This is a genomic window from Filimonas zeae, from assembly GCF_014641615.1.
Taxonomy (GTDB): Bacteria; Bacteroidota; Bacteroidia; order Chitinophagales; family Chitinophagaceae; genus Filimonas; species Filimonas zeae.
The window spans coordinates 793,790-818,460 of sequence record NZ_BMIB01000004.1 but is presented as its reverse complement, the minus strand read 5'-3'; the positions used below and the strand labels follow the sequence as shown (position 1 = coordinate 818,460).

The 24,671-nt window shown below is 47.2% G+C and carries 25 protein-coding genes and 1 riboswitch; of the genes, 12 read left to right on the top strand and 13 right to left on the bottom strand.

Annotated features, from left to right (window positions below):
- Nucleotides 1-82 precede the first annotated feature (82 nt).
- On the top strand, nt 83-751 hold the full coding sequence (locus tag IEY13_RS21855) for a hypothetical protein (protein ID WP_188956221.1): 669 nt from the start codon (nt 83-85) through the stop codon (nt 749-751).
- Here IEY13_RS21855 and trxA read toward each other — a convergent pair.
- Entirely contained in the window at nt 657-974 is a 318-nt protein-coding gene (gene trxA, locus IEY13_RS21850) for a thioredoxin (protein ID WP_188956219.1), read from the bottom strand. The two genes, IEY13_RS21855 and trxA, sit on opposite strands and share 95 nt — an antisense overlap.
- Nucleotides 975-1,075: 101 nt before the next feature.
- On the bottom strand, nt 1,076-1,612 hold the full coding sequence (locus IEY13_RS21845; protein ID WP_188956217.1) for a GNAT family N-acetyltransferase: 537 nt from the start codon (nt 1,610-1,612) through the stop codon (nt 1,076-1,078).
- A 199-nt stretch (nt 1,613-1,811) separates the two neighbouring features.
- Between IEY13_RS21845 and IEY13_RS21840 the strand changes: the two genes are divergently transcribed.
- Entirely contained in the window at nt 1,812-2,663 is an 852-nt protein-coding gene (locus tag IEY13_RS21840) for a hypothetical protein (RefSeq protein ID WP_188956215.1), read from the top strand.
- Here IEY13_RS21840 and IEY13_RS21835 read toward each other — a convergent pair.
- Genes IEY13_RS21835 through thiS form a run of 7 tightly spaced genes read right to left on the bottom strand, consistent with a single transcriptional unit; the run spans nt 2,638 to nt 8,617 of the window.
- The gene (locus IEY13_RS21835; RefSeq protein ID WP_188956213.1) at nt 2,638-3,381 is read right to left on the bottom strand and encodes a HesA/MoeB/ThiF family protein; all 744 of its coding nucleotides are present in this window, start codon (nt 3,379-3,381) and stop codon (nt 2,638-2,640) included. The genes IEY13_RS21840 and IEY13_RS21835 overlap by 26 nt on opposite strands.
- 9 nt (nt 3,382-3,390) lie before the next feature.
- Nucleotides 3,391-4,503 (bottom strand): 2-iminoacetate synthase ThiH, encoded by a 1,113-nt coding sequence (thiH, locus tag IEY13_RS21830; protein WP_188956211.1) that lies wholly within the window; start codon nt 4,501-4,503, stop codon nt 3,391-3,393.
- Nucleotides 4,496-5,263 carry a thiazole synthase gene (locus tag IEY13_RS21825; RefSeq protein WP_188956209.1) on the bottom strand — a complete coding sequence of 256 codons (768 nt, stop codon included), beginning with the start codon at nt 5,261-5,263 and terminating at the stop codon, nt 4,496-4,498. The genes thiH and IEY13_RS21825 overlap by 8 nt, the downstream gene beginning before the upstream one ends.
- Entirely contained in the window at nt 5,257-5,934 is a 678-nt protein-coding gene (locus tag IEY13_RS21820; RefSeq protein WP_188956207.1) for a thiamine phosphate synthase, read from the bottom strand. Before IEY13_RS21820 ends, IEY13_RS21825 begins: the two co-directional genes overlap by 7 nt.
- 6 nt (nt 5,935-5,940) lie before the next feature.
- On the bottom strand, nt 5,941-6,534 hold the full coding sequence (locus tag IEY13_RS21815; protein WP_188956205.1) for a thiamine phosphate synthase: 594 nt from the start codon (nt 6,532-6,534) through the stop codon (nt 5,941-5,943).
- Nucleotides 6,535-8,379: a phosphomethylpyrimidine synthase ThiC gene (gene thiC / locus IEY13_RS21810; RefSeq protein ID WP_188956203.1), complete on the bottom strand. Its 1,845-nt coding sequence runs from the start codon at nt 8,377-8,379 to the stop codon at nt 6,535-6,537.
- 28 nt (nt 8,380-8,407) lie between these two features.
- Nucleotides 8,408-8,617 (bottom strand): sulfur carrier protein ThiS, encoded by a 210-nt coding sequence (thiS, locus tag IEY13_RS21805; RefSeq protein WP_188956201.1) that lies wholly within the window; start codon nt 8,615-8,617, stop codon nt 8,408-8,410.
- Nucleotides 8,618-8,669: 52 nt separating this feature from the next.
- Nucleotides 8,670-8,762, bottom strand: a riboswitch (TPP riboswitch).
- Nucleotides 8,763-8,986: 224 nt separating this feature from the next.
- On the opposite strand from thiS, the gene IEY13_RS21800 reads away from it, so the two are divergent.
- The 10 genes from IEY13_RS21800 (at nt 8,987) to IEY13_RS21755 (ending at nt 19,219) form a co-directional block, all read left to right on the top strand.
- Entirely contained in the window at nt 8,987-9,592 is a 606-nt protein-coding gene (locus tag IEY13_RS21800) for a 2'-5' RNA ligase family protein (RefSeq protein WP_188956199.1), read from the top strand.
- 23 nt (nt 9,593-9,615) lie between these two features.
- Nucleotides 9,616-10,731, top strand: a complete 1,116-nt coding sequence (locus tag IEY13_RS21795; protein WP_229687955.1) for a PA0069 family radical SAM protein — start codon at nt 9,616-9,618, stop codon at nt 10,729-10,731.
- A 43-nt stretch (nt 10,732-10,774) separates the two neighbouring features.
- The gene (gene pheT, locus IEY13_RS21790) at nt 10,775-13,210 is read left to right on the top strand and encodes a phenylalanine--tRNA ligase subunit beta (RefSeq protein WP_188956197.1); all 2,436 of its coding nucleotides are present in this window, start codon (nt 10,775-10,777) and stop codon (nt 13,208-13,210) included.
- 12 nt (nt 13,211-13,222) lie between these two features.
- The gene (locus IEY13_RS21785; protein ID WP_146829331.1) at nt 13,223-13,510 is read left to right on the top strand and encodes a CRISPR-associated endonuclease Cas1; all 288 of its coding nucleotides are present in this window, start codon (nt 13,223-13,225) and stop codon (nt 13,508-13,510) included.
- A gap of 12 nt (nt 13,511-13,522) precedes the next feature.
- Nucleotides 13,523-13,822, top strand: a complete 300-nt coding sequence (locus tag IEY13_RS21780; protein WP_188956195.1) for a cell division protein ZapA — start codon at nt 13,523-13,525, stop codon at nt 13,820-13,822.
- A 355-nt stretch (nt 13,823-14,177) separates the two neighbouring features.
- The gene (rny, locus tag IEY13_RS21775; protein ID WP_188956193.1) at nt 14,178-15,737 is read left to right on the top strand and encodes a ribonuclease Y; all 1,560 of its coding nucleotides are present in this window, start codon (nt 14,178-14,180) and stop codon (nt 15,735-15,737) included.
- A gap of 125 nt (nt 15,738-15,862) precedes the next feature.
- Entirely contained in the window at nt 15,863-16,213 is a 351-nt protein-coding gene (rplS, locus tag IEY13_RS21770) for a 50S ribosomal protein L19 (RefSeq protein WP_188956191.1), read from the top strand.
- A 118-nt stretch (nt 16,214-16,331) separates the two neighbouring features.
- Nucleotides 16,332-16,532 carry a Sec-independent protein translocase subunit TatA/TatB gene (locus IEY13_RS21765; RefSeq protein ID WP_188956189.1) on the top strand — a complete coding sequence of 67 codons (201 nt, stop codon included), beginning with the start codon at nt 16,332-16,334 and terminating at the stop codon, nt 16,530-16,532.
- Between the two features lie 74 nt (nt 16,533-16,606).
- Nucleotides 16,607-18,007: an Asp-tRNA(Asn)/Glu-tRNA(Gln) amidotransferase subunit GatA gene (gene gatA / locus IEY13_RS21760; RefSeq protein ID WP_229687954.1), complete on the top strand. Its 1,401-nt coding sequence runs from the start codon at nt 16,607-16,609 to the stop codon at nt 18,005-18,007.
- A gap of 111 nt (nt 18,008-18,118) precedes the next feature.
- On the top strand, nt 18,119-19,219 hold the full coding sequence (locus IEY13_RS21755) for a lytic transglycosylase domain-containing protein (RefSeq protein WP_188956184.1): 1,101 nt from the start codon (nt 18,119-18,121) through the stop codon (nt 19,217-19,219).
- 5 nt (nt 19,220-19,224) lie between these two features.
- On the opposite strand, the gene IEY13_RS21750 is transcribed toward IEY13_RS21755, so the two are convergent.
- The 4 genes from IEY13_RS21750 to IEY13_RS21735 form a co-directional block, all read right to left on the bottom strand.
- Nucleotides 19,225-20,358: an anthranilate synthase component I family protein gene (locus IEY13_RS21750; protein ID WP_229687953.1), complete on the bottom strand. Its 1,134-nt coding sequence runs from the start codon at nt 20,356-20,358 to the stop codon at nt 19,225-19,227.
- Nucleotides 20,359-20,518: 160 nt separating this feature from the next.
- Nucleotides 20,519-20,992 (bottom strand): hypothetical protein, encoded by a 474-nt coding sequence (locus IEY13_RS21745; RefSeq protein WP_188956182.1) that lies wholly within the window; start codon nt 20,990-20,992, stop codon nt 20,519-20,521.
- Nucleotides 20,993-21,078: 86 nt separating this feature from the next.
- Complete coding sequence (locus IEY13_RS21740; RefSeq protein WP_188956180.1) at nt 21,079-22,341, bottom strand: adenylosuccinate synthase; 1,263 nt, start codon at nt 22,339-22,341, stop codon at nt 21,079-21,081.
- 47 nt (nt 22,342-22,388) lie between these two features.
- Nucleotides 22,389-24,647, bottom strand: coding sequence for a RelA/SpoT family protein (locus tag IEY13_RS21735; RefSeq protein ID WP_188956178.1), 2,259 nt, complete (start codon nt 24,645-24,647; stop codon nt 22,389-22,391).
- Nucleotides 24,648-24,671 lie beyond the last annotated feature (24 nt).

Below are 24,671 nucleotides of genomic sequence, written 5' to 3'. Positions count from 1 at the left end.
GGTACGGTGCTAAAGCGTTCAGTTTTACTGCCACGCACGGCCTGAAATTTGCTGTATAACAGCGATAAAATGCAGGCTGCCAATGGCAATATATGTATGTGACAATCCACCGCCTCCGGGTAATTATGGCCGGTACCAGGTTTATATAGACCGTGGCCGGAGTATTGGCCGTGTGCCTAACCCACTGGATAGCGGGCGCGTAAAAAACGCTCCGGAATTTGCCAATACACGTAAACATGCTGCCTTGCTGGCTAAGGCTGCTCCGCTGGCTTCCGCCGCACACCGTACTTTGCCCGATAACCGTAAGCGAACTCATTATCAGCAACTTGCGGGTATGGCTATTCAGTGGCTGAAGCAGGATAAACAAGAGGCAGAAATACAACTGCTTTTACAGGAGGCAACTGCCCTGATGCGTAGGCAGCTGAAGCGCCAGAAAGTGCAGGAGTTGCTGGCAGAAAGGAAAAAAGACGGGAAGCGGGTGTTTGCATTGCCCTCTCCTGTGGTGCCCGAAAGAGGAGGAGGGGAGAAAAGAGTTGCTTCTGCAACGGTAGCATCGGCACCTGTATTGTTGCGCCGGTTACACCCGCTACGCAGCAAAAAAAGAAGGACAGGCTTTTATACCGGTCCTCCCTTCTTTGTACTCTATTCCCAATCTCTTATAAATGGGCCTGAATTTTCTTGTCTAACACGCTTTTCGGAGCGGCGCCTACCTGCTTATCTACCACCTGTCCGTTTTTCAGAAACAGGATAGCGGGGATAGAAGTAATACCGTATTGTACGCTTACCTGCGGGTTATCATCCACGTTCAGCTTACCAATTTTCACTTTACCTTCATAGGTATGGGCCAGTTCTTCAATAACGGGGCCGATAGCACGACAGGGGCCACACCATTCTGCCCAGAAGTCTACCACTGTTAACTGATCGTTATCTAATACTTCTTCTTTAAAATTGCTATCGGTAAATGCTTTTGCCATAGTTGTAATATTTTCTACTGTAAAGTTACCAGGGGGCTTATTGCTGTTCAATGCACAATTTTCCCTGTTTACTGTACTTTTTCCCCTGCCGGTTGCTGTGCTTATTCAAATGCCGGGTATACCTGTTTATGTAGCTGATTTACAAATATTTCTGCCTCTGTAACGGAGATGGCAGGGTTGGATAATAATACCATGGGTATGGGCTGTAAACCTTTATGGTAGGGAGGTTGCAGGTAGGGCAGGGCGTTGGCGGTAAAGCCCAGCCGGTTGTAAAAGCGTATCCGTTTTTCGCTTTGCTCATCGTGCACGGGTTCTACTTCCAGCAGCACGGTACAACCGGGCGAGAGCAACTGCTGCACAATTACAGCCCCGTAGCCTTTACTGCGTTGTGCCGTATCAATGGCCAGATGTTCTACAAAGCAGAAGTCACCAAACTGCCATACGGTGGCAAAGCCCACAGGCGTATCCGAAGGGTTGCAGTAGAGCAATAATTGCATGGACGTATCGGTATCATCCAGCGGCAGTTGCTCAAACGGCCGTCGCTCTTCTTCCGGAAAAGCAGTATGGTACAGCTGCCTGATAAAGGGCACCTGCGGGTGTGCATGACTGGTTATTACGTAGGTTGTAAGTTGACTCATGGTGTACCAAAGATAGGCAGCGTTGTGTATGGCAGGCAGTAGAGAGCCTTACAGCGCAGTTGGTAACGGTTACTGTTTGTTCATCCGGTTTTTATTTAACATATCATTACCCGGACACATTTTGCGGCTATATGTTAAATTTGTTGCCTGCGGCAGCAGGAGAAGAACACTGCTACCTCTGACAGATAAAACAGACAGAATGAAAAAAATGCTCGTAATAGCGATGTGTCCGTTGCTGATAACCGCCTGCCGCTCTTCCCGCGAGAGCCAGCAGAGCAGTGATGTGGCGCAGCAGACACAATGGACAGGCAGCCCGGTGGTGATTGATGGTAAGGACAATGAGTGGGTGAAACCCTTAACGTATTTTGCTAAGAGTGAGAAGCTGGCGTACAGCATACTCAACGATAGTTCGGCTATTTATGTGCTGGCCAGCACACAGGACGAACAAACCCAGCAGAAGATACTGCACGGGGGTATGACGGTATGGATAAATACTTACGGTGAAAAATCAGATGAAGGTGCGGCAGGTGTATCCTTTCCTACCGGAAGCGTAGCGCCCAGAAGGCGTAACGACCCCGAAGGCGGCGACAGATCCGGCGGCCTGAGAGAGCTGCGGGATTACTACCTGCTGGGCTTTGAGAAAGGCCAGGGTATGCAGGCTTTTAAATATGGTGAAACCAATGATAAGGGTATTGAAGTAAGCCTGAACTTTAACGAGGCGGGTGAGATGCTGTACGAAGCGAAGATTCCACTCAAGGCTATTTATACGCAGGCGGCTACACGCAGCTATGCAGGCCGTGCGTTAAGTGTAGGCTTTTTTATAGAAGCCCTGCCACCCGGCTACGGTGGTAATACCGGTGGCGGACGTGGCGGTGGTGGTGGAGTTTCCATCGGTGGCGGCCTGGGAATGGGTTCCTTTGGCACCGGCGGCGGAATGGGCATATCTATAGGCAGCGGTTCGCTGGGCCGTATAGGTGGCGGTGGCCGCGGCAAAGCCGGCAAGTCTGCCAAAATATGGCAGGATATTACCCTGGCAAAACCTGCACGCTAGCCGGTTGCTGGCGCGTAAACTGAAATAACTGATTGCTGTTGGTAAGACTGTTTATTACCAGCAGCAATCCTGATAACACCGTTCCCGCCTGGCAGATTACTTTCACTGCCTCATTAGCCATATAAGCGCCGGCAATGCCCGGTAATATTCCCAATACTCCGTTTTCCGCACAGTTGGCAGTAGCCGAAGGCTCTGGAAACAGACACCGATAGGTGGGGCCACCTTTATAATTATACACCGATACCTGCGCCTCAAACCCCAGAACCGATCCGGAAATAAAAGGCTTATTCAATGCCACACAGGTATCGTTTACCAGGTACCGCGTAGGGAAGTTATCTGAACCATCAATGATAAGATCGTAAGCTGCCATCAGTTCGGCTGCATTGTGTTCACTTACTTTTTCAATAATAGGTTGCAACTGCACAAAGGGGTTTAACGCGCTTAAACGGGTAGCGGCGATATTGGCTTTGAGGTGGCCGATATCATGCGTGTTATACAGTATCTGACGTTGCAGGTTGGTGATATCTACTGCATCATGGTCGGCAATGCCAATAGTACCCACGCCTGCTGCGGTAAGGTATTGCAGTACAGGGCAGCCGAGGCCGCCCGCACCTATTACCAGTACTTTGGCCTGTTGCAGTTTTTCCTGACCGGTAATGCCAATTTCAGGTAGCATAATCTGACGCAGATAGCGTTGTAGTTCTGGTGTTGTAAGCATACATGCAATTTAATAAAGTATACGGTCCCAATCTTTCCAAACGGGTTCATATCCCTGCCGGGTAATCATGGCGGCTATCTCTGCCGGTGAGCGCTCATCTGATATCTCAAACTGCTCCAGCGATTCGGGTGCTACGGCATACCCCCCGGGGTTGGTTTTAGAACCGGCGCTGATGCTGTTGATACCCAGCCCTATTACATGATCGCGGAAGCGGGCGTGCTCGCGGGTAGAGAGTGATAGCTCTACGTTTTCAAAACAGAGGCGGTAAGCACAGATCAGCTGTACCAGTTCCCGGTCGTTCATTTCCACTTTCGGTTCCAGTCCGCCGGAGAAGGGGCGCAACCTGGGAAAGGAAATACTGTAGCGCGTTTGCCAGTAGCGCTTCTGCATATAATCCAGGTGCAGGGCGGTGAAGAAGGAATCGGTGCGCCAGTCTTCCAGCCCTATCAGTACGCCCAAACCTATTTTATGAATACCTGCACGGCCCAACCTGTCTGGTGTTTCCAGCCGGTATTGGAAGTTGGATTTTTTGCCTTTGGGGTGGTGCTTTTTATAGTCCTCCCGGTGATAGGTTTCCTGATATACCAGTACGGCATGTAAGCCGTGTTGAATCAGCGTGCTGTAATCTTCCGTATCCAGCGGCTGTACTTCCATGGACAGCTGTGCAAAATGCGGCCTTAGCAAATCCAGTGCTGCGGCAAAGTAGCTGGTATGCACAGTATGATTGGCTTCGCCGGTTACCAGCAACAGGTGGTTGTAACCCATATCCTTTACGGCCATGGCTTCCTGCATTATTTCGGTAGCGGTAAGTGTGCGCCGTTTTACCTTGTTATCCATACTAAAACCGCAATAGGTGCAGATGTTGTTGCACTCGTTGGATAGATATAAGGGCGCATACAACTGTATAATGTTGCCAAAGCGCTGCTGCGTTTTTTGTTTGCTCAGCTGCGCCATCGGCTCCAGATACGCGGCGGCAGCTGGTGATACCAGCGCCTGAAACTGCGCAGGACCGGGGCGTGTGGCATGCAGCGCTTCTTCTACCTGCACGGCGGTGTGGCTGTAAATGCTTTCTTTAACAGCATCCCAGCTATATTGGTTAAATACGTCTGTAAAACTATTCATCTAAAAATGCGGTTAAAGGGCTACTGGCAATGGCGTGTGTTTGTACAGGGGCTAAGCGGGCTTCGTAAGCCATACGGCCTGCTTCTACCGCCAGTTTAAAAGCCCCGGCCATCTGTACAGGATTACCGGAAACGGCAATGGCGGTGTTAACCAGCACGGCATCGGCACCGGCTTCCATAGCAGCGGCAGCGTGTGAGGGCGAGCCTATGCCTGCATCTACAATTACCGGCACATTACTTTGTTCAATAATAATCTGTAGAAAGTCGATGGTTTTTAAACCCTTGTTGCTGCCTATGGGCGAGCCTAAAGGCATTACGGCGGCGGCTCCCGCATCTTCCAGCCTTTTACACAACACCGGATCGGCATGTATATAGGGCAGCACCACAAAGCCTTCTTTGGCCAGTGCTTCTGTGGCGGCCAGTGTTTCTACGGCATCGGGCATCAGGTAGCGTACATCAGGATGTATCTCCAGTTTTACCCAGTTGGTTTGTAAAGCTTCCCGCGCCAGCTGTGCGGCAAATACTGCTTCACGGGCGTTGCGTACGCCGGAGGTGTTGGGCAGCAGGTGAATGTGCGGGTGCAGAGCCAGCCGGCTGAGTAAATCATCCTGCTTATGATGAAGGTCTACCCGTTTCAGTGCTACCGTAGTTAATTCTGTGCCGGATTGTACCAGCGCTTTTTCCATGGTATCTGCCGCGCTGAATTTACCGGTGCCGGTAAACAGGCGGGAGTGGAAGGTTTTATCTGCTATTGTTAACATGCTGGTTGGTTGTGTTTAAAAGCCTGATGAATGTGTTGTATCACCGCCCTTGCATCGGTTGCATTGGTAAGTGCACCTGATACCGCTATACCATGTACGCCGGCCTGTTGAAGCTGGGGGATATCTGCGGGAGTTACACCGCCTATGGCAATAATGGGCGGCAGTTGTATGTTGCCGGCTGCTGCTTGCTGTAGTAATTGCGTATAGCCTTCTATGCCTAATATGGGGCTTAGCTTTTGCTTGGTGGCGGTAAACCGCAACGGCCCCAGACCTATGTAGTCTACGCCTTCGTTTACGCGTTGTACTATATCTTCCCAGGTATTGGCGGTGCCGCCTATCAGCATATGGCTGCCGGTAATAGCCCGTGCCTGTGCCACCGGCATATCGGTAAGGCCCAGGTGTAAGCCGTCTGCTGCTACTTCGCGTGCTATACCCGGATAATCGTTCATAATCAACTGTGCCTGGTAGCTGGTGCAGAGTTTACGTGCCTGAACAGCCTGCCGGTGTACAAAGTCCTCCGGGGCGTCTTTTATGCGTAGCTGAATCCAACTGCAGCCCGCATCCAGCGCTTTATGAATAGCTTCCAGGTGCGATAAGTTTGCCTGTTGCTGCGAGATGTATTGCAGGCGCGCAATAGCGGGTTTGATATGGATAGTGGATGTTGATAACATGGTAAGTTATTTACAAAGTGATAATAGGGTGGCCAGGGTATCGGGCGCTTTATGCGGCTGTTGCCATAGCGCGCCCAGTACGGCTGCTCCGTTAAAGTTCATCTGGCTTACGCGGCGCATCGTATCCGGCGTTATGCCGCCCAGTGCCATAACCGGTACCGGCTGAGGGGGAAGCTGGTATTGTTGCGGCAATACACTATCATAACCCGGCTTGGAAATACTGTTAAACACCGGGCCATAGAACACATAACTGAACTGCTGCCGGAAATGAGGCGGAACAGGAAGCTGATGTACAGAGGTACTGGCCAGTATACCCTGCTCAGCCAACTGAAGCCAGGTGTTTGCGTGTTGTGCAGCACGCAGCTGCTCAGGAAAATGCAGGCGCTTTATACCAAACCTGCTGGCCAGGTGGTGGCAGGAGTGCAGGCTGATTTGCGCATAATACCGGCTGTGGATTTGTTGCAGCAGCTGGCTGATATGGTTATCAGATGCCTCCGGTTTTCTGAGGTGTAGCAACGGCAAACCCGCAGCAAATAGCTGGTTAATAACCGCGGCTTCATTTGCTACGGGGCCAGGTGAGGTAATAGCGATCAATTGCATTTACTGATATATTTCGTTTCCTTTTGCGGCAAACTCTCTGGCCTTTTGCTCCATGCCCGAAGCAATGGCGTCTGCCTCTTCCATACCATTATCGGCCGCAAACTTTCTTACCTCCTGCGTTATTTTCATACTACAGAAGTTAGGGCCGCACATGGAGCAGAAGTGCGCGGTTTTGGCGCCATCGGCCGGTAACGTAGCATCGTGAAAAGAGCGTGCAGTATCCGGATCGAGCGAGAGGTTAAACTGATCTTCCCACCGGAACTCAAAGCGGGCTTTGCTTAACGCGTTATCGCGGTATTGCGCGCCGGGATGGCCTTTGGCCAGGTCTGCGGCATGTGCGGCAATTTTGTAAGCAATGATGCCATCCTTTACGTCCTTTTTATCAGGCAGGCCCAGATGTTCTTTAGGTGTAACGTAGCACAGCATGGCAGTACCAAACCAGCCGATCATAGCGGCACCAATGGCGGAGGTGATATGATCGTAGCCGGGTGCAATGTCTGTAGTTAATGGTCCCAGGGTATAAAACGGCGCTTCGTCACACACGGCCAGTTGCTTAGTCATGTTGGCCTGTATCATATGCATGGGCACATGGCCGGGGCCTTCAATCATAACCTGTACATCGTGCTTCCAGGCTATTTTAGTCAGCTCGCCCAGCGTTTCCAGTTCGGCAAACTGTGCGGCATCGTTGGCATCGGCAATACTGCCGGGGCGCAGGCCATCCCCCAGTGAAAAGCTTACATCATAAGCTTTCATTATTTCGCAGATCTCTTCAAAGTGGGTGTACAGAAAGTTTTCCCGATGATGGGCCAGGCACCATTTGGCCATAATGCTGCCACCGCGGGATACAATGCCGGTTACTCTTCTGGCGGTAAGGGGAATATAACGGAGGAGTACACCGGCATGAATGGTAAAGTAATCCACGCCCTGTTCGGCCTGTTCAATCAGTGTGTCGCGGAATATTTCCCAGGTAAGGTTTTCGGCTTTGCCGTTTACTTTTTCCAGTGCCTGGTAAATGGGTACGGTACCTACGGGTACGGGGCTGTTGCGGATAATCCACTCGCGGGTTTCGTGTATGTTTTGCCCGGTAGACAAATCCATCAGCGTATCGCCGCCCCAGCGGAAGCTCCATACCGCTTTCTCCACCTCTTCCGCAATGTTAGAGGTAACAGCTGAGTTGCCGATGTTGGTATTGATTTTTACCAGAAAGTTGCGGCCTATAATCATGGGCTCGCTTTCGGGATGGTTGATGTTGGCGGGTATAATAGCCCGGCCGCGCGCCACTTCCTCCCTCACAAACTCAGGCGTGATGAGGCCGCGGGGAGTGGCTGCTCCAAAGTTTTGCCCGGTATGTTGCTGCCACAGAGGGCCGTGGGTGTTTTGCAGCGACTGGCGTTGCTGGTTCTCACGAATGGCTATGTATTCCATTTCGGGCGTAATAATGCCCTGGCGTGCGTAGTGCAGCTGCGTTACGTTTTTACCAGGTAGTGCCCGCAGTGGCTGGTGGGTGAGGTGTTTAAAACGGATGGCATCCAGCTTTTCGTTTTGTAAACGCTCCCGGCCGTATTCAGAAGATAAGCCGTTCAGTTGCGCTGTATCGGCCCTGTTGGCTATCCATTGCCGGCGTATGCGGGGCAGGCCTTTTTCAATATCAATCACTGCCTGCGCATCGGTATAGGGGCCGCTGGTATCGTATACCTGAACGGATTCGTTGCCATCAGTAAGTTGTATCTCGCGCATGGCTACCTGTATGTTGTGCAGGGTGCCGGGAATGTGAATTTTACGGGAGCCACTGATAGCTCCGGTGGTAACATGATTTTGCTGAACGGGTAGTTTTTCCTGTTTCATAATAGTGCAAATGAGTGCGTGAAAAAATTTAGCCGCCCTGTGTGGCGCTGATGAGGGTAATAGAATCGCCTTGCTGCAATAAATGGAAGGGCCACAAATGGCGTGGCACCACTTTGTTATTTACGGCAAGGGCAATACCTGTTTGCCCGGTAAACCCTGCCTGTTGCAACAATTGTGTTACGGAGGCCGGCTGGCCTTCGGGCAATGAAAAAGACTGATGATTAATCTGAACCTGCATAACGTATGAGTTTGCAGGGCACTACAACAGGAGTAGCAGAGGTGTAGCCAATACGGCTTCTCTTACTTTTCCCTTCGCAGGTATTATCCTGATCAGGTTTTGAGGGTATTATCTCAGCCTGTTGTTGGCACCCCTAAAGCTTTGCCCAAAGGTATAGCGGAAAAAAGGGAACAGGCAAGAATATTTTAATATGTATGGTTTGTAAGGGGCTGATACTAAAAAAATTGGGCCGGTATTACCGGCCCTGTAGGTTAGCAACGACGCTTGGTTTCGTGTGTTTCACAGATAGGAAATGAATTTTTTACATAGCGAAGCTAAGTAATTTAGTAATTTGAACTAAATTTATTGCCTGAAATAATTCAATATTTTATGGAAGGAGGAGTGAAGCTGCCGGGGTATGCCGAGAATGAGTATCTGGTGGTAATACGACCCAACGATGATTTGTATGAGCGCATTATGGCGGAGAAAAACAGTTTTACGGAGAAGTACAATGCGGCTGCCTGCACTTTTGGCAAGCCCTACCTTACGCTGGTACGGTTTAACCAGGTGCAGATGGGCGAGGAGCGTATTATACGTCAGCTACGGGGTATAGCCACCGGATGCGCGCCTATAAAACTGGAACTGCGCAATTTTGGCAGCTACCCTACCCACTCCATTTTTATTAATCTGGCCAGTAAAAAACAGGTAATGGGTGTAGTGCGGGAATTACGGGGTGCTCAGCGACTGATGAAAGCGCAGGGGCAGACGCCGCATTTTATTACCGAGCCGCATTTTGTAATAGCCCGCAAGCTGAACCATGAGCAATATGAAACTGCCTGGCGGGAGTACGCCCAGCAAAGCTTTGACGCCCGGTTTATGGCGGAGAAACTGGTGCTGCTGAAGCGTAAACCCGGACTAAGTTCTTTTTTACCGGTGGCTGATTTTGACTTTATGGATAAGCCGGTGCAGGCAAAGCAGGGGGCCCTGTTTGGCTGAACCAATCTTTAAACTATGCATGTATGAGTAATATGGAATATAATCCCAATGCCCGGCCACGTCCGGCCGCGGCTTGTGCTGAAACAGCAGGGGATTACCTGAAGGGGAGGGGCGCGCAGTTTAATACTAAAAACCGGTACCTGACCAATGAGCGGGTACGGGAGCATGCAGAAGGCATTGATGACTGGGAAGATCCGAACCCGGCCACCGTGTTTCTGGAAGAGCAGGCTAAAACACTGGTTAACAAGGTAGACAGCCCGGATGTGGGTATGCTGTACAGCATGAATCCTTATCAGGGGTGCGAGCATGGCTGCATTTATTGCTATGCCCGCAACTCCTTTGAATATTATGGTTATAGTGCCGGACTTGATTTTGAGCAGAAGATTATTGTAAAAAAGAACGCCCCGGCCTTGCTAAGGAAGTTTCTGATGCATCCTAAATGGGATAGCGTACCACTCTCCCTGAGTGGTAATACCGATTGTTATCAGCCGGCAGAAAAGAAATTCCGCCTTACCCGCCAACTGCTGGAAGTGTGTAAAGAGTTTAACCAGCCGGTAGGTATTATTACCAAAAACGCGGGCATACTGCGGGATAAAGACCTGCTGAAAGAAATGGGGAGCCGCAACCTGGTGAGTGTGCTGATGACTATTACTACCATGAATGAAGACCTGCGCCGGGTAATGGAACCCCGCACAACTACCGGCGAGCAGCGGATGCGGGTGATACGGGAGCTGAGTGAGGCAGGGGTGCGCGTAGGGGTAATGATGGGGCCTATGATTCCCGGGCTGAATGAGCATGAAATGCAGCGGATTATGAAGCAGGCCAGTGAAAACGGCGCTACTTTCAGTGCTTATACGTTTGTAAGGCTGAACGGGGCGGTGAAGCTGCTTTTTCACGACTGGCTGCACAAAAACTTTCCGGACAGGGCCAATAAAGTATGGCATCTGATAGAAACGGCCCATGGCGGGCAGGTAAACGACAGCCGTTTTGGCACCCGCATGCGTGGCGAGGGGCCGGTGGCAGAGCTGGTAAGGCAGCAGTATAAGAAATTTAACCAGTTATACCACCTGAATGATGAGCGGTGGGAGCTTGATAACACAAACTTTCGTCGCCCGGGCAGTCAGGGTACTTTGTTTTAGTATGCTTAGAACTATATTTGCAAACTGTTCAAAGTAACAATACATGACGATATCTTATAATTGGTTAAGTACTTATCTGCCTGGAGGCGATATGGCGCAGGATCCGGAGAAGCTGTCTAAGATTCTCACCAGCATTGGTCTGGAGGTAGAAAGCCTGGAGAAATATGAAAGTATTAAGGGCGGACTGGCTGGATTGGTGATAGGCGAGGTACTGGAATGCGAAAAGCATCCGGATGCAGATAAGCTGAGAGTAACCAAAGTAAATATCGGAAGCGGTGAGCCGCTACAGATTGTTTGCGGCGCCCCTAACGTGGCGGCTGGCCAGAAGGTGGTGGTAGCTACTATTGGTGCTACTATTTACCCCGTAACCGGCGATCCGCTGACTATGAAAAAGGCGAAGATCCGTGGCGTGGAAAGTCAGGGTATGATTTGCGCGGAAGATGAAATTGGTATGGGCGGTAGCCATGCCGGTATTATGGTATTACCGGAAGAACTGGTGCCTGGTACCCCCGCAGCGGAATATTTTAAACCTTATCAGGATTGGATATATGAAATAGGGCTGACACCTAACCGTATGGACGCGATGAGCCATTATGGTGTGGCTAAAGATGTATGCGCTTACCTTACCCATCATAACAACCGGGAAGTACGTTCTGTAAGTCCTTTCAACAACAGCTTTAAGCCTGATAATACCGATACGGTGGTGCAGGTGGTGATTGAAAATGAAGAAGCCTGCCAGCGTTATGCCGGTGTAAGCATTAACGGCGTTACGGTGAAGGAATCTCCGCAATGGCTGAAAGACAGATTGTTGTCTATTGGCCTGCGTCCTATTAACAACATTGTAGATATTACCAATTTTATATTACACGAAACCGGCCAGCCTTTACATGCTTTTGATGCAGATGCTATCAAGGGTAATAAAGTAGTGGTGAAAACCCTGCCGGCTGAAACACCTTTTGTTACACTGGATGGCAAAGAGCGTAAGCTGCATGCAGATGATCTGATGATTTGCAATGCGGAAGAGCCTATGTGTATTGCCGGTGTTTTTGGTGGTTTAAGCAGTGGTGTTACGGATAATACTACCCGCATTTTTCTGGAGAGCGCCTGGTTTCAACCCATGAGCATCCGTAAAACCTCTTTCCGTCACGGTTTGCGTACAGATGCAGCTACCCGTTTTGAGAAAGGCGTGGATATTTCCGGCAGTGTAAACGTGTTAAAACGTGCAGCAGTGCTGATAAGGGAAATAGCCGGTGGCGAAATAGCTTCTGATGTGGTGGATATTTATCCGGAACAGAAATACAAAACGCAGATTGCCTTAAAATATCACTACCTCAAAAAACTGAGTGGTAAAAACTATCATCCTGACGCGGTAAAACGCATACTCACCAGCCTGGGCTTTGAGATTATTAAAGAAGGTATGGATGAGTTGTGGGTAGCAGTACCGTACAGCAAGCCGGATATTACCCTGCCTGCGGATGTGGTAGAAGAAGTGGTGCGTATTGATGGCTTAGACAATATTGAAATTCCTTCGTCTATTACCATAGCGCCTTCTGTAGAAGCGCTGGCCGGTAAAGAAGCGGTGAGGGAAAAGCTGGCCTCTTTCCTGGTAGGTAAGGGGTTTAGTGAGATTATGACCAACTCTATCACCAACAGTAAATACTTTGGCGAAGAGGTATTGAAGACGGCGGTTAAAATGATTAATAATCTGAGCGCGGAACTGGATGTGATGCGTCCGTCTATGTTGGAAACCGGTCTGGAAGCGTTCTCTTACAACATCAACCGTCGTAACCAGAATCTGCAGTTTTTCGAGTTTGGTAAAACCTATGCTACAGATGGTCCGGGTAGCTACCAGGAAGCAGAACACCTGTGTTTATACCTGACTGGCACCCGGCAGGAGCAAACCTGGCAGGATAAAGCAAAGGCTACTGATTTCTTTTATGCAAAAGGACTGGCGGAGGCACTGACTGAACTGATTGGTTTACCAGCGGTTAGCTTTGCTGCACGCGAGCAGAGCGCCCACCCACTGGTACTGGAAATAAACAGTGGCAAAACGGTGGTGGGTACCCTTACCGTAGTAAGCAAAGAGCAGCTTGCAAACTTTGATATACGCCAGGCGGTATATTTCATTGATTTTGATGTTGCCCAATTGGTGCAGATAGCCGGTGCCCGTAAAATTACCTATAGCGAAATAGCCAAATACCCGGCTGTACAGCGCGATCTGGCGTTGGTGGTACAGCGTTCCACTACCTATGAGGCTATTGAGGCGGCGCTGAAAAAAATAAAACTGCCCCGTTTACAACAGGTGCGTTTGTTTGACGTTTTTGAAAGTGAGAAGCTGGGGGCTGATAAGAAGTCGATGGCTGTTAATTTTACTTTCCTGGACGAGGAAAAAACGCTGACGGACAAAGAAACGGACGGTATGATGAATAAGATTATTCAGGCGTTTGAGCAGGAATTATCAGCTGAGATAAGAAAATAAACCACAACCTTCATGGCCGACCTGGAAGTACAATTAATGGCGCTGCACGAGAAAGTGCAGCGTTTGCTGAAGCAATACCAGGCTTTGCAGAAAGAGAACCAGCAACTGAAAAGAGAGCTGGCGCTGCATCATGCTGCCCTGGAGAATAAGAATTTTATAGTAAACCAGCTGGAGCAGCAGATTGATGTTTTGCAGATGAATGCCAAAACACAAACGGATGAAGAGAAGAAGGCGCTGGAAAAGCGGATTGACCAGTACCTGAAAGAGATAGACAAGTGTTTGTCGTTGTTGAATGCCTAATATAGAAATGCCATGTTAGAAGACCTGATTCCGGTGAATATATTGATAGGCGACCGTACCTACCGCCTGAAGATTGAGCCGACTGATGAAGAACTGGTGCGGAACGTGATTAAGATGGTGAACGACAAGATTATTGAGTTCAAAACCCATTTTGCGGGAAAGGATATGCAGGACTATATTGCTATGGTGCTGATATGGCTGGCTACGGAACAGCGGAAGGAGGGTACTGATCTGATTAAAAACAAGCAGGCTTCTGACAAGCTGACTTCACTGGAGAATATGATAGACAAGGTGCTATCGCAGGCTGAATGAGTAATGTACATACAAAGCCCTGATGACCCGGAAGGGGAAAAAATAAAAAGGACCGGTTCAGCAGCCGGTCCTTTTACGTTCACAGTTCTCTTTCGGATTAAAAACGGACATATTAAAGAAGCCAAGTATGGTGCCAAAGAAGGTGTTTTGGCAAATAACTGATTGTCAAACAGAAACCTTCTATAATTTATCTATATGTCTTGCTTTGGGAAATTTTAGTATCGTTTTTGGAATTTTTTCCTTTATGCGGAAATTAATTTGCTTTAGTTATCTTCGCAACTTTCCCCTTACTCATACATTAGGAGTGGGAATAAGCCGGGAGAGATGATTTTCAATTAATTAAATTGCGATAAGCATGGATCAAACAGCTATTGTTATCGGGATAGTTGCGTTAGCTGCGGGCATTATAGCGGGTAAATTTCTTTTCGCTAAAAACACCAAAAAACAGGTTGACGAAGCCAATTTACAGGCTCAATCTATATTGAAGGAAGCGGAAATAAGAGCAGAAACTATTAAGAAGGAAAAGCAGCTGGAAGCAAAAGAAAAGTTTGTACAGCTGAAAGCAGAGCATGACAAGGAAGTATTAGAAAGGAACAAGAAGATTAACGAAGCAGAGAACCGCACCAAGCAGAAAGAAACTGCAGCTACCCAGAAAGAAGCTGCTTTAGACAAGCAGGTGAAAGAAAATGAGGCGATTAAAGAGAATCTGAATCGCCAGATTGAACTGGTAAACCATAAGCGTACCGAGCTGGAGAAACATCAGGAAGAGCATATCCGCCGCCTGGAGAAGATTGCCGGACTTACTGCGGAGGAAGCCAAATCACAACTGATTGAGAGCCTGAAGCATGAAGCACAGACACAGGCACTTGCTATTCAGCAGGAGATTGTGGAAGATGCGAAGCAGAAGGCCAACAAAGAAGCACGTAAAATTATTATTCAGAGCATTCAGCGTACGGCTGCCGAGCAGACCATTGAAAATACTGTAACGGTATTTAACCTGGAGAGCGATGAAATTAAAGGCCAGATTATTGGTCGTGAGGGCCGTAACATCCGCGCTATTGAAGCGGCTACCGGTGTGGATCTGATTGTAGATGATACCCCGGAAGCGATTGTACTTTCTTCATTTGATCCATTACGCCGTGAGATAGCCCGTTTGGCCTTACAGCGTCTGGTTGCAGATGGCCGTATTCACCCTGCCCGTATTGAGGAAGTGGTGGAGAAAACCCGTAAGCAGCTGGAAGAGCAGGTGATGGAAATTGGCGAGCGTACCGTAATTGAACTGGGTATACACGGTTTACATAAAGAGCTGGTAAGGTTGGTAGGTAAGATGCGTTTCCGCTCTTCTTACGGCCAGAACCTGCTGATGCACAGCCGCGAGGTTGCCAACCTGTGTGGTATTATGGCTGCTGAGCTGGGAATGAACCCCAAACTGGCAAAACGCGCTGGTCTGTTACACGATATTGGTAAAGTACCCGATGAGGAAACTGAACTGAGCCACGCGCTGTTAGGTGCTAAACTGGCTGAGAAATATGGTGAAAACCCGGCGGTAGTAAATGCTATTGGTGCGCACCACGATGAAATGGAAATGCAGTATGTGATATCTCCGATTGTACAGGCCTGTGACGCTATCAGCGGCGCAAGACCAGGTGCAAGACGTGAAATTATGCAGCAGTACCTGCAACGTATTAAAGACCTGGAGAACCTGGCTACGGCCTACCAGGGCGTTGAAAAAGCTTATGCTATTCAGGCGGGACGTGAGTTGCGCGTGATAGTAGAAGCTGATAAAGTAACCGATAACGACAGTGATAAGCTGAGTTTCGAAATTGCCCAGAAAATACAGACTGAAATGACCTATCCTGGTCAGATTAAAGTAACTGTAATCCGCGAGAAAAGAGCGGTGAACGTGGCAAGATAAACTGCCTTTTCAGGCAAACTCAAAGGTTAAAAGACAAAAATTAGAGCAGGACCCGTTTATTTTTGAATTTTTCCTTTTGATTTTTGTATTAAATCATTACCTTTGCGGTCCTTAAATTTTGAGTCATGAACGCAGCAGTTCAATTTGTACACGAGCAACTGAGCTCTAAAAAAGAGTTTCCTAAGTTTAAAGCGGGCGATAACATAACCGTTAACTATAAAATTGTAGAAGGTGGTAAAGAGCGTATCCAGAGCTTTCGCGGAGACGTTTTGAAAACTCAGGGCACTGGTGCCACTGCTACCTTCACTGTACGCAAAATCTCTGATGGGATTGGTGTAGAAAGAGTATTCCCTTTCTTCTCTCCCAACATTGACTCTGTGCAACTGAATAAAGTAGGTAAAGTACGTCGTGCAAGACTGTTTTACCTGCGTGAGCGTAGCGGTAAAAGCGCCAGAATTAAAGAAAAGCGTTTCTAAGTATTTTATACTGCAGATGAACTTTATAAATGGCGGGAGTTTGGGTTACCCTAAACTTTCGCTTTTTTATTAACCTGCGTGTAAATACCTTTGTTTTTCATCTTTCAAAAATACTTATATGGGTAATTTAGGTTTTCAGGAAATACTGCTGATTGCTGTAGTGGTACTGGTGCTGTTTGGTGGTCGTAAGATTCCTGAGTTCATGAGAGGCCTTGGTAAAGGTATCCGTGAGTTCAACGATGCGAAAGACAATGTGAAGAAAGAACTGGAAGACGGCATGAAAGAGAAGGATAAAGCTCCTTCTGCAACGCAACAGTAATTCTTACCCTCCACTTAAACCTTTTTTAGCCTTTGTTCCGCTTTTCCAGTATCAAAGACTATCAAAATGCTCTTGTGAACGGCACTACCACCTGTGTAGAGGCCGTTCATTATTATTTGGAGCAGATTGAAGCCAACCGCCACCTGAATGCTTTTGTAGAAGTTTTTTCCGCAGAAGCGGTAGAGAGTGCCCGTTACCTTGACAACCTGCGTAGCAGGGAGGGGATGACCGGTAAACTGCATGGTGTGGTTATTGGAATTAAGGACGTTATCAGCTTTAAAGGACACAAGCTTTCCGCTTCTTCCCGCATTCTGGAAGGTTTTACGGCTATTTATAATGCTTCTGCTGTTCAGTATTTGCTGGATGAGGGGGCTATTATCATTGGCCGTCAGAACTGTGACGAGTTTGCTATGGGAAGCAGCAATGAAAACTCGGCTTACGGTAATGTGCTGAACGCAGCAGATACCAGCCGTGTACCCGGAGGCTCCTCCGGTGGCTCTGCCGTAGCGGTGCAGGCCGGATTGTGTATGGTTAGCCTGGGTAGTGATACCGGCGGTTCTGTACGGCAACCCGCCGACTTCTGCGGAATTCTGGGCCTGAAACCTTCTTACGGGCGTATCTCCCGGTATGGCCTTATTGCCTATGCTTCTTCTTTTGACCAGATAGGTATTTTCGGTATTAACGTAGATGATATTGCGCGGGTACTGGAAGTTATGAGCGGTGCAGATGAGTTTGACAGCACTGTAAATGATGCCCCTGTGCCTTCCGCTGCTGCGTTAAACAAGCCGGATGAGGGTATCTATAAGCTTGCTTATTTTAAAGAATCGCTGGAGCATCCCGGTCTTGACCCTGAAATAAAGGCTTCGTTTGAGGCTTTTGTGAAAAGATTAACAGCTGAAGGGCATACTGTGGAAGCTGTTGATTTTGAATTACTTGACTACGTTGTTCCCACTTACTATATTTTAACAACTGCTGAGGCTAGCAGCAATTTATCCCGTTACGACGGGGTGAAATTCGGCCACCGTTCAGGTACTGCAGGTGATGATTTGTCAGTCTTCTACAAGCAAAACCGCAGCGAAGGTTTTGGTAAAGAAGTGAAGCGCCGGATTATGCTGGGAACCTTTGTATTAAGCGCTGGTTATTATGATGCTTATTATACTAAAGCTCAGCAGGTTAGACAATTACTTTCGCAGAAAACGCAGGCTATCTTCAGTCAGTATAATGCTATCCTTTCCCCTACTGTGCCATCCCCGGCATTCCGCTTTGGTGAGAAAAGCAACGACCCTATTGAAATGTTCTTAGCTGACATTTATACAGTATTCGCCAACCTGGTTGGAATACCCGGAATATCCCTTCCTCTGTTTAAACATTCAAATGGCATGCCTTTTGGTATGCAGGTTATGACTTCTCAAATGGATGAAGTAACTTTGCTGCGCCTTTCTAAAAGGTTGATGCATGTAAACGGAGCGGAGTAATTTCTTGTCGGGGCGAACGAACTGATGTGGCAGGTCCGTAAATAGCTGACTTATTTTTTCTCATTTTAAATGCTAAACAGAATGCAGGGCAAACAGTTTTTTCTCTTCGGTATGTCGTATCGAAAACTGATGGGCAGATCTTTAGCCGGCGCGATGTTGTTGTTGCTAACCAGTTTAACGATTATGTCTTTTGGGTACGACAACAATCTTTCAGGAATCGCCGGTAATGATAATGAAGGCGATAAAAATTCCAAAGACAGCGCGGCAGCTACAAATGGAAAAGGGTTTAAAAGTCTTTTTGGTGATAAACAGGATTATGATGCAGCCAATCCCGGCTTTTTCAGATTGAATCCTAAGGCAGTAGCTTTTGTAGAATCTTACATTAAGCAGGAATCAGAAGAATTTGGTAAGATGAAGGAATGGGGTAAAACCTATTTTGATTTGTACGACAGAATTCTGACGGAGAACAATATTCCGGTAGAAATGAAGTATCTGTCTGTAATTGAAAGCCATTTACGTCGCACGCTGATTTCCAGTGCAGGAGCAGTAGGTCCCTGGCAGTTAATGCCGGATGAGGCTAAACGTTACAAGCTGAAAACCGGCCGTGGTACAAATGATGAGCGTACTGATTTTACTAAAAGCACTTATGCAGCCTGTAAACTGATTAATGAGCTTTATACAGAGTTTGGAGATTGGTTACTGGTAGTGGCAGCTTATAATGGTGGTGTAGGCAGGGTAAAACAGGCAATCAGAAAATCGGGCAGCCGTGATTTCTGGGTATTGCAGTCTTATTTGCCAGAGCAAACCCGCAAGCATGTTAAGAAATTCATTGGCGCCCACTATATTTTTGAAGGTGGTGGCGGATGGACTACGCTTACAGCAGCGGAAACGCTGATTCAGAAGGATAACATTGCTTACTTAATGGGCAGCCAGCAGAAATTGTCTGATACAGTTTTATCTGCAACATCTGTAATTTCTGTATCTGGCAAGTACAGTGCTTCGGTAATAGCAAAAGCGCTTACCATAGATCCCACAGAATTTAAAAAGCTGAATCCGGGATTTGAAAAGAAGCTTTCTCAGGGCGAGGCGTATGAAATGCGTTTACCCAGTGAGAAAATGGATGAGTTTAAAAGCAAGAAGAAAGCCATTCTGCAGGAATGTATTGACTTGTTACTGGCTCCTCCTGCAAATACTCCGGTTGTAAAGGCTTAGTTCTTTTACAACATTCCCAATACTTTATTCATGGCGCTTGCCTTTAACAGGCATTCTTCATATTCTTTAACGGCATTACTGTAAAAGGTAATGCCGCCACCTACGTGGTAGCTGAGGTAATTATCTGCCTCGTTATATAGTATACTCCTGATTACCACATTAAAATCAAAATCGCCGTTGGGGTTAATGTATCCAATGCTACCAGCATACAGGTTGCGTTGGGTTCTTTCATACTGATTGGTTAGTTCCAGTACCCGTTTTTTGGGTGCGCCCGTCATAGACCCCATAGGAAAGGTGGCTTCCAGTATATCTGCCAGATCTTTTCCGGGCAATAATTCTCCGCTGATGGTAGATATCATCTGATGCACCTGCGGAAAGCTGTAAATGCCAAACAGTTCATCTACGGTAACACTTCCGGGGTGGCATATCTGGCTAAGATCGTTCCGTACAAGATCTACCACCATTACATTCTCACTTCTTTCTTTAGGGCTGTTATACAAAGCTTCGCGCGCTTCTGCATCTTTTTCAGGACTGTCCGGAATGCGTTTGGCAGTGCCTTTAATAGGCTGTGAAATCAGTTTGTTGCCTTCCTTTTTGAGATAACGTTCCGGGCTTGCGCAGAGGGCGTATTGGTGCTGTAATTTATAAAAAGCAGCATAAGGGGTGGGTGAGAGGTTATTAAGCCGTTTAAACAGCTGGTAAGGGGCTATTTGTACGTTCTGTGCATAAAATTCCTGGCAGAAATTGATTTCATAACAATCTCCCCGCTGTATATGCTGCAGAATGTGCTGTAATGTTTCCAGATAAGCCTCCCGTGTAAAGCGGGGTTGTACTGCAATACTGGTTTGGGCGGTAGCTTCAGGTATCTGCTGGCTAAGTATGGTAAGGTATACTGATTGAGGATCGGCCAGCAGGGTACTGATGATTACTTTATCACTTTTTAGTTCTGCTACTGTTTCCGGCTGAAACAGAAATGCAGGTGCAAACTGCACATGCTCCGGCAAATGTGCAGCCTGCTGCTGGTAACCAGGAAGGGTGCTGTTGTAACAGAAGTGCCCAAACAGCCAGTCTTTGTTGTCTTTCAGAAAAGCTTTCAGTGATGGCAGTACCTGGTTAGCACCCGGAATAAAGGTGTGCACTGCATTTACGGCTGCGAGGCATTCGTAAGCATTGCCGGAATGTTGATACCCATTATTATCTAAAAAGCAACAAACGCTGTACTGGTTGGCCCAGCACAGCATTTGTTGCTTAAATAGTGTAACATTATTTACAGGGAATTCAGCTATTGACCTTTTTGTACTAAAAGTCGTCGTCATCATCATCGTTATAGCTACTACCGCTGTCGTTAAAGAGATCAAACTCTTTAAAGTCTTCGTCTAATTTGAAGTCATCCTCGTCTTCACCTTTTTTGCCGCTACCACTACCGCTTCCGCCAGACTTTTTGTTTTTAGACTTCGGAATGTCAAACTCTTCAAAGTCAGGATCCCAATTGTCATCGTCTTCGTCAGACTTGTTCCAATCGTCATCTTCTTCTACATCGTCGTCGTCATCATCATCGTCATCCTCGTCGTCTTCGTTCTTCGTTTTTTTGGGAGCAGCTTTCGCACCTTTTTTAGCTGGTGATTTGGTTTCTACCTCATCATCATCTTCAAAGTCATCATCCTCATCTTCTTCCAGCTGTTTTTTTGCTTTTGAAGAGGGTTTTTCTTCACTGTTTTTTGCCGCTGCGGAGGGGCCTGTAGTTTTTTTCTCTTTATCTGGTTTTGTTGCCATAATCCTGAAATTACTCCGTAAAATTTCAACGAGTTTTTGTAATCAGCAAAAAAATTTCAGCACCTCAAATTCAGTGCCTGACTGGATTATAAATGAATAATTTGCTCGCGTCCCGGACCATTTGATACATAGCGGATTGGAGCGCCTACATACTCATTGATAAACTGAATATAAGACTTCATATCTGCCGTCATCGCTGCTGCATCCTTAATTTTAGTGGAGTCACTATTCCATCCTTTGAAGGATTTGTAAACAGGATCAATATTTACACGGGTCATCTGAAAAGGCACTTCTGCTTTTTCAACGCCGTTTACATTATACGAAGTACATACTTTCAGATCTTCGAAAGAATCCAGTACATCCGCTTTGGTCATCACTACCTGTGTAACACCGTTAATCATGCAGGTATATTTCAGTGCCACCAGATCAATCCAGCCACAACGACGTGGACGGCCGGTAGTAGCGCCAAATTCGCTGCCTATTTTTCTTAATTCTTCACCGGTAGCATCATGCAGTTCGGTAGGAAACGGACCGCCGCCTACGCGTGTGCAATACGCTTTGGTAACACCCAGTACTTCTTTAATTTTTTGCGGAGCAACGCCTAAGCCATTACATACGCCTGCAGAAATGGTGTTGGAAGAAGTAACAAACGGGAAGGTGCCAAAATCGATATCCAGCATGCTGCCCTGTGCGCCTTCTGCCAGTACTTTTTTACCATTAGCCATGTGGTTGTTGATAAAGTACTCGCCATTTACAATGTTGAGTGTGCGTAAAAACTCAATTGCTTCAAAAAACTCTTCTTCCCATTGTGAAATGTCTTCATTAAAATGGAAGTTGTCCAGCAGTTTCTGATGCTTGAGGCGCAGTTTGATATATTGGGTGGTAAAGCTCTTGTCCAGTAAGTCACCCACGCGGATAGCGTTTCTGCCTGTTTTATCCATATAGGCTGGGCCGATACCTTTTAAGGTAGAGCCGATTTTGCTATCGCCTTTGGAAGATTCAGAAGCTTTGTCCAGTGCGCGGTGTGTAGGAAGAATCAGGTTCGTTCTTTCAGAAATAAACAGGTTCTTTTTTACATCAATACCAAAAGAAGCAACCGTTTCGCATTCTTTTTTCAGTGTAACCGGGTCCAGCACTACGCCGTTACCGATGAGGTTGATAGTGTTTTGGTGGAAGATTCCGGAAGGTATCTGGTGTAATACTACCTTTCTATCACCTACATACAACGTATGGCCTGCGTTGGGACCGCCCTGGAAACGGGCAATAATATCGTAGTTGGGAGCAAAGTAATCTACAATTTTTCCTTTGCCTTCGTCACCCCACTGCAGCCCCAGAATTACATCAATCATTATTGAGTGTGTTTATTTTGAGTGGCAAAAATAGTCTCTACATTCTTTTATCCCAACTCTTCTGTATCAAAACGGTCAACTGTTTGTATTCCGTTGAGTTGTTTAAGCCTGTTTACCAGTTCATCCAGCTCTTCTTTGTCGTGTACAAATATGCGGATGGAGCCCTGGAAAAGCCCTTCTTTGGATTCAATGGTGAGCGCTGAAATGTTGATACGCATTTCTCCGCTGACTATATTGGTAATTTTATTAATAACTCCCACATCGTCGATACCAATGATTTTAACACCGGTAAGGAAGGAGATTTCTTTATTCTTGGCCCATTTGGTTTTTACAATACGATGGCTATAGTTGGCCATCATTTGTGTGGCGTTGGGGCAGTTGGTGCGATGTATTATCAGGCCTTTACCGGTGCTTACAAAGCCAAATACGTCATCTCCCGGTATGGGGTTACAGCATTTGGCCAGGCTGTACATAATTTTATCACTGCTTTCGCCGAATATGATCAGTTCTGAATCTTTTTTAGGAACCTGTTTGTGTTCGGTTTCTGTTTTGGCCTCTGTTACTGGTTTTACCGGTTTAGGTGCTTCCAGCTTATCGCCCAGTACGTGAAACTCCTTCAGCTCTTTCAGGTCAATCTGCTTAACAGCAATATTATAGAAGAGATCCAGCTGCGAAGGCAGTTTATAGAAGGTAACCAGTTCTTCAATGTTGTGCTGATGAAATCCTGCGCTCATGCCATCCAGTTTACGCTGCAGAATGTATTTGCCTTCATCCGCAATGGCGCGTTTGTCTTCTTTCAGCGAGTCTTTTATCTTGCTTTTGGCCTTGGCAGTAACAACAATGTTTAACCAGTCTTCTGTAGGCTTTTGCTTGTTGCTGGTAATAATTTCTACCTGGTCGCCGCTGCGCAGTTTATGGCTGATGGGTACCAGCTTATGGTTTACTTTGGCACCAATACATTTGCTGCCTATAGCGGAGTGAATAGAAAACGCAAAGTCCAGCGCTGTGGAGCCGATAGGAAGCATTTTTACATCTCCCTTAGGCGTGTACACATAAATTTCTTCAGCCAGGAAGCTGGTTTTAAAGTCTTCCAGAAAGTCTACACTGTCTGTATCCTGGTTGCTGATTACCTCTCTGATTTGTCCAAACCATTTATCAAAGCGGTCTTCATCGCTGTTGCCTTCTTTGTATTTATAGTGTGCGGCAAGGCCCTTTTCTGCAATCTCGTTCATGCGCTTGGTACGTATCTGCACCTCTACCCATTTACCCTGCGGGCCCATTACCGTGGTATGCAGGGCTTCGTAACCATTGCTTTTTGGGTTGCTGAGCCAGTCGCGCAAACGTTCTGGTGAGGGGTTATACTCATCTGTAATCATAGAGTATACCTTCCAGCAATCTTCTTTTTCTCTTTCAGGAGGGGAGTTGAGAATAACACGTATGGCAAACAGATCATATACTTCCTCAAAGGCTACTCCTTTTTTGCGGATTTTGTTCCAGATAGAGTGTATGCTTTTGGGGCGTCCGTATATTTCGAAGTTAAAGCCGCCGCGGGTAAGCTTCTCTTTCAGTGGTTTTACAAACTCGTTAATGTAGCGGGTACGTTCTCTTTTGGTTTCAGCCAGTTTGCGTGCTATCTCTTTGTATTGCTGTGGCTCCATGTACTTCATGGCCAGATCTTCCATTTCTGTTTTCACAGCATACAGGCCCATACGGTGGGCGAGAGGGGCGTATACCCAAATGGTTTCGCTGGCTATCTTCAGCTGCTTTTCGCGCTTCATGTAATCCAACGTGCGCATGTTGTGCAGTCTGTCTGCCAGTTTTATCAGAATTACCCGTGGATCATCCGTAAGGGTAAGCAATATCTTTTTAAAGTTCTCCGCCTGTTGGCTGCTGTTGGTGTCAATTACATTGGATATTTTGGTAAGGCCGTCTACAATGCGGGCTATCTCATTACCAAACTCCCGTTCAATGTCTTCCAGGGTAATATCGGTATCCTCTACCGTATCGTGTAAAAGCGCGCAGATGGTGGAGCGTACCCCAAGGCCTATTTCTTCCACGCAAATGGTGGCTACAGCAACGGGATGCAGAATATAGGGCTCACCACTTTTACGGCGCATGGTTTTATGCGCTTCTGCAGCCATTTCAAAAGCCTGCCTCACCAATTCCTTATCGCCTCTTTTCAGTTTGGCCCGTAAACTTCGTAGCAAAGCACGGTAGTGCCGCAGAATTTCTTTCTTTTCCTGTTCTTCGGTCAGTGTGTACTTTGGTATTGTCGGTTCTGAAAGGCTTGCTTGTGTTTGATCCATACAGACTACGAATTTACTTACCTT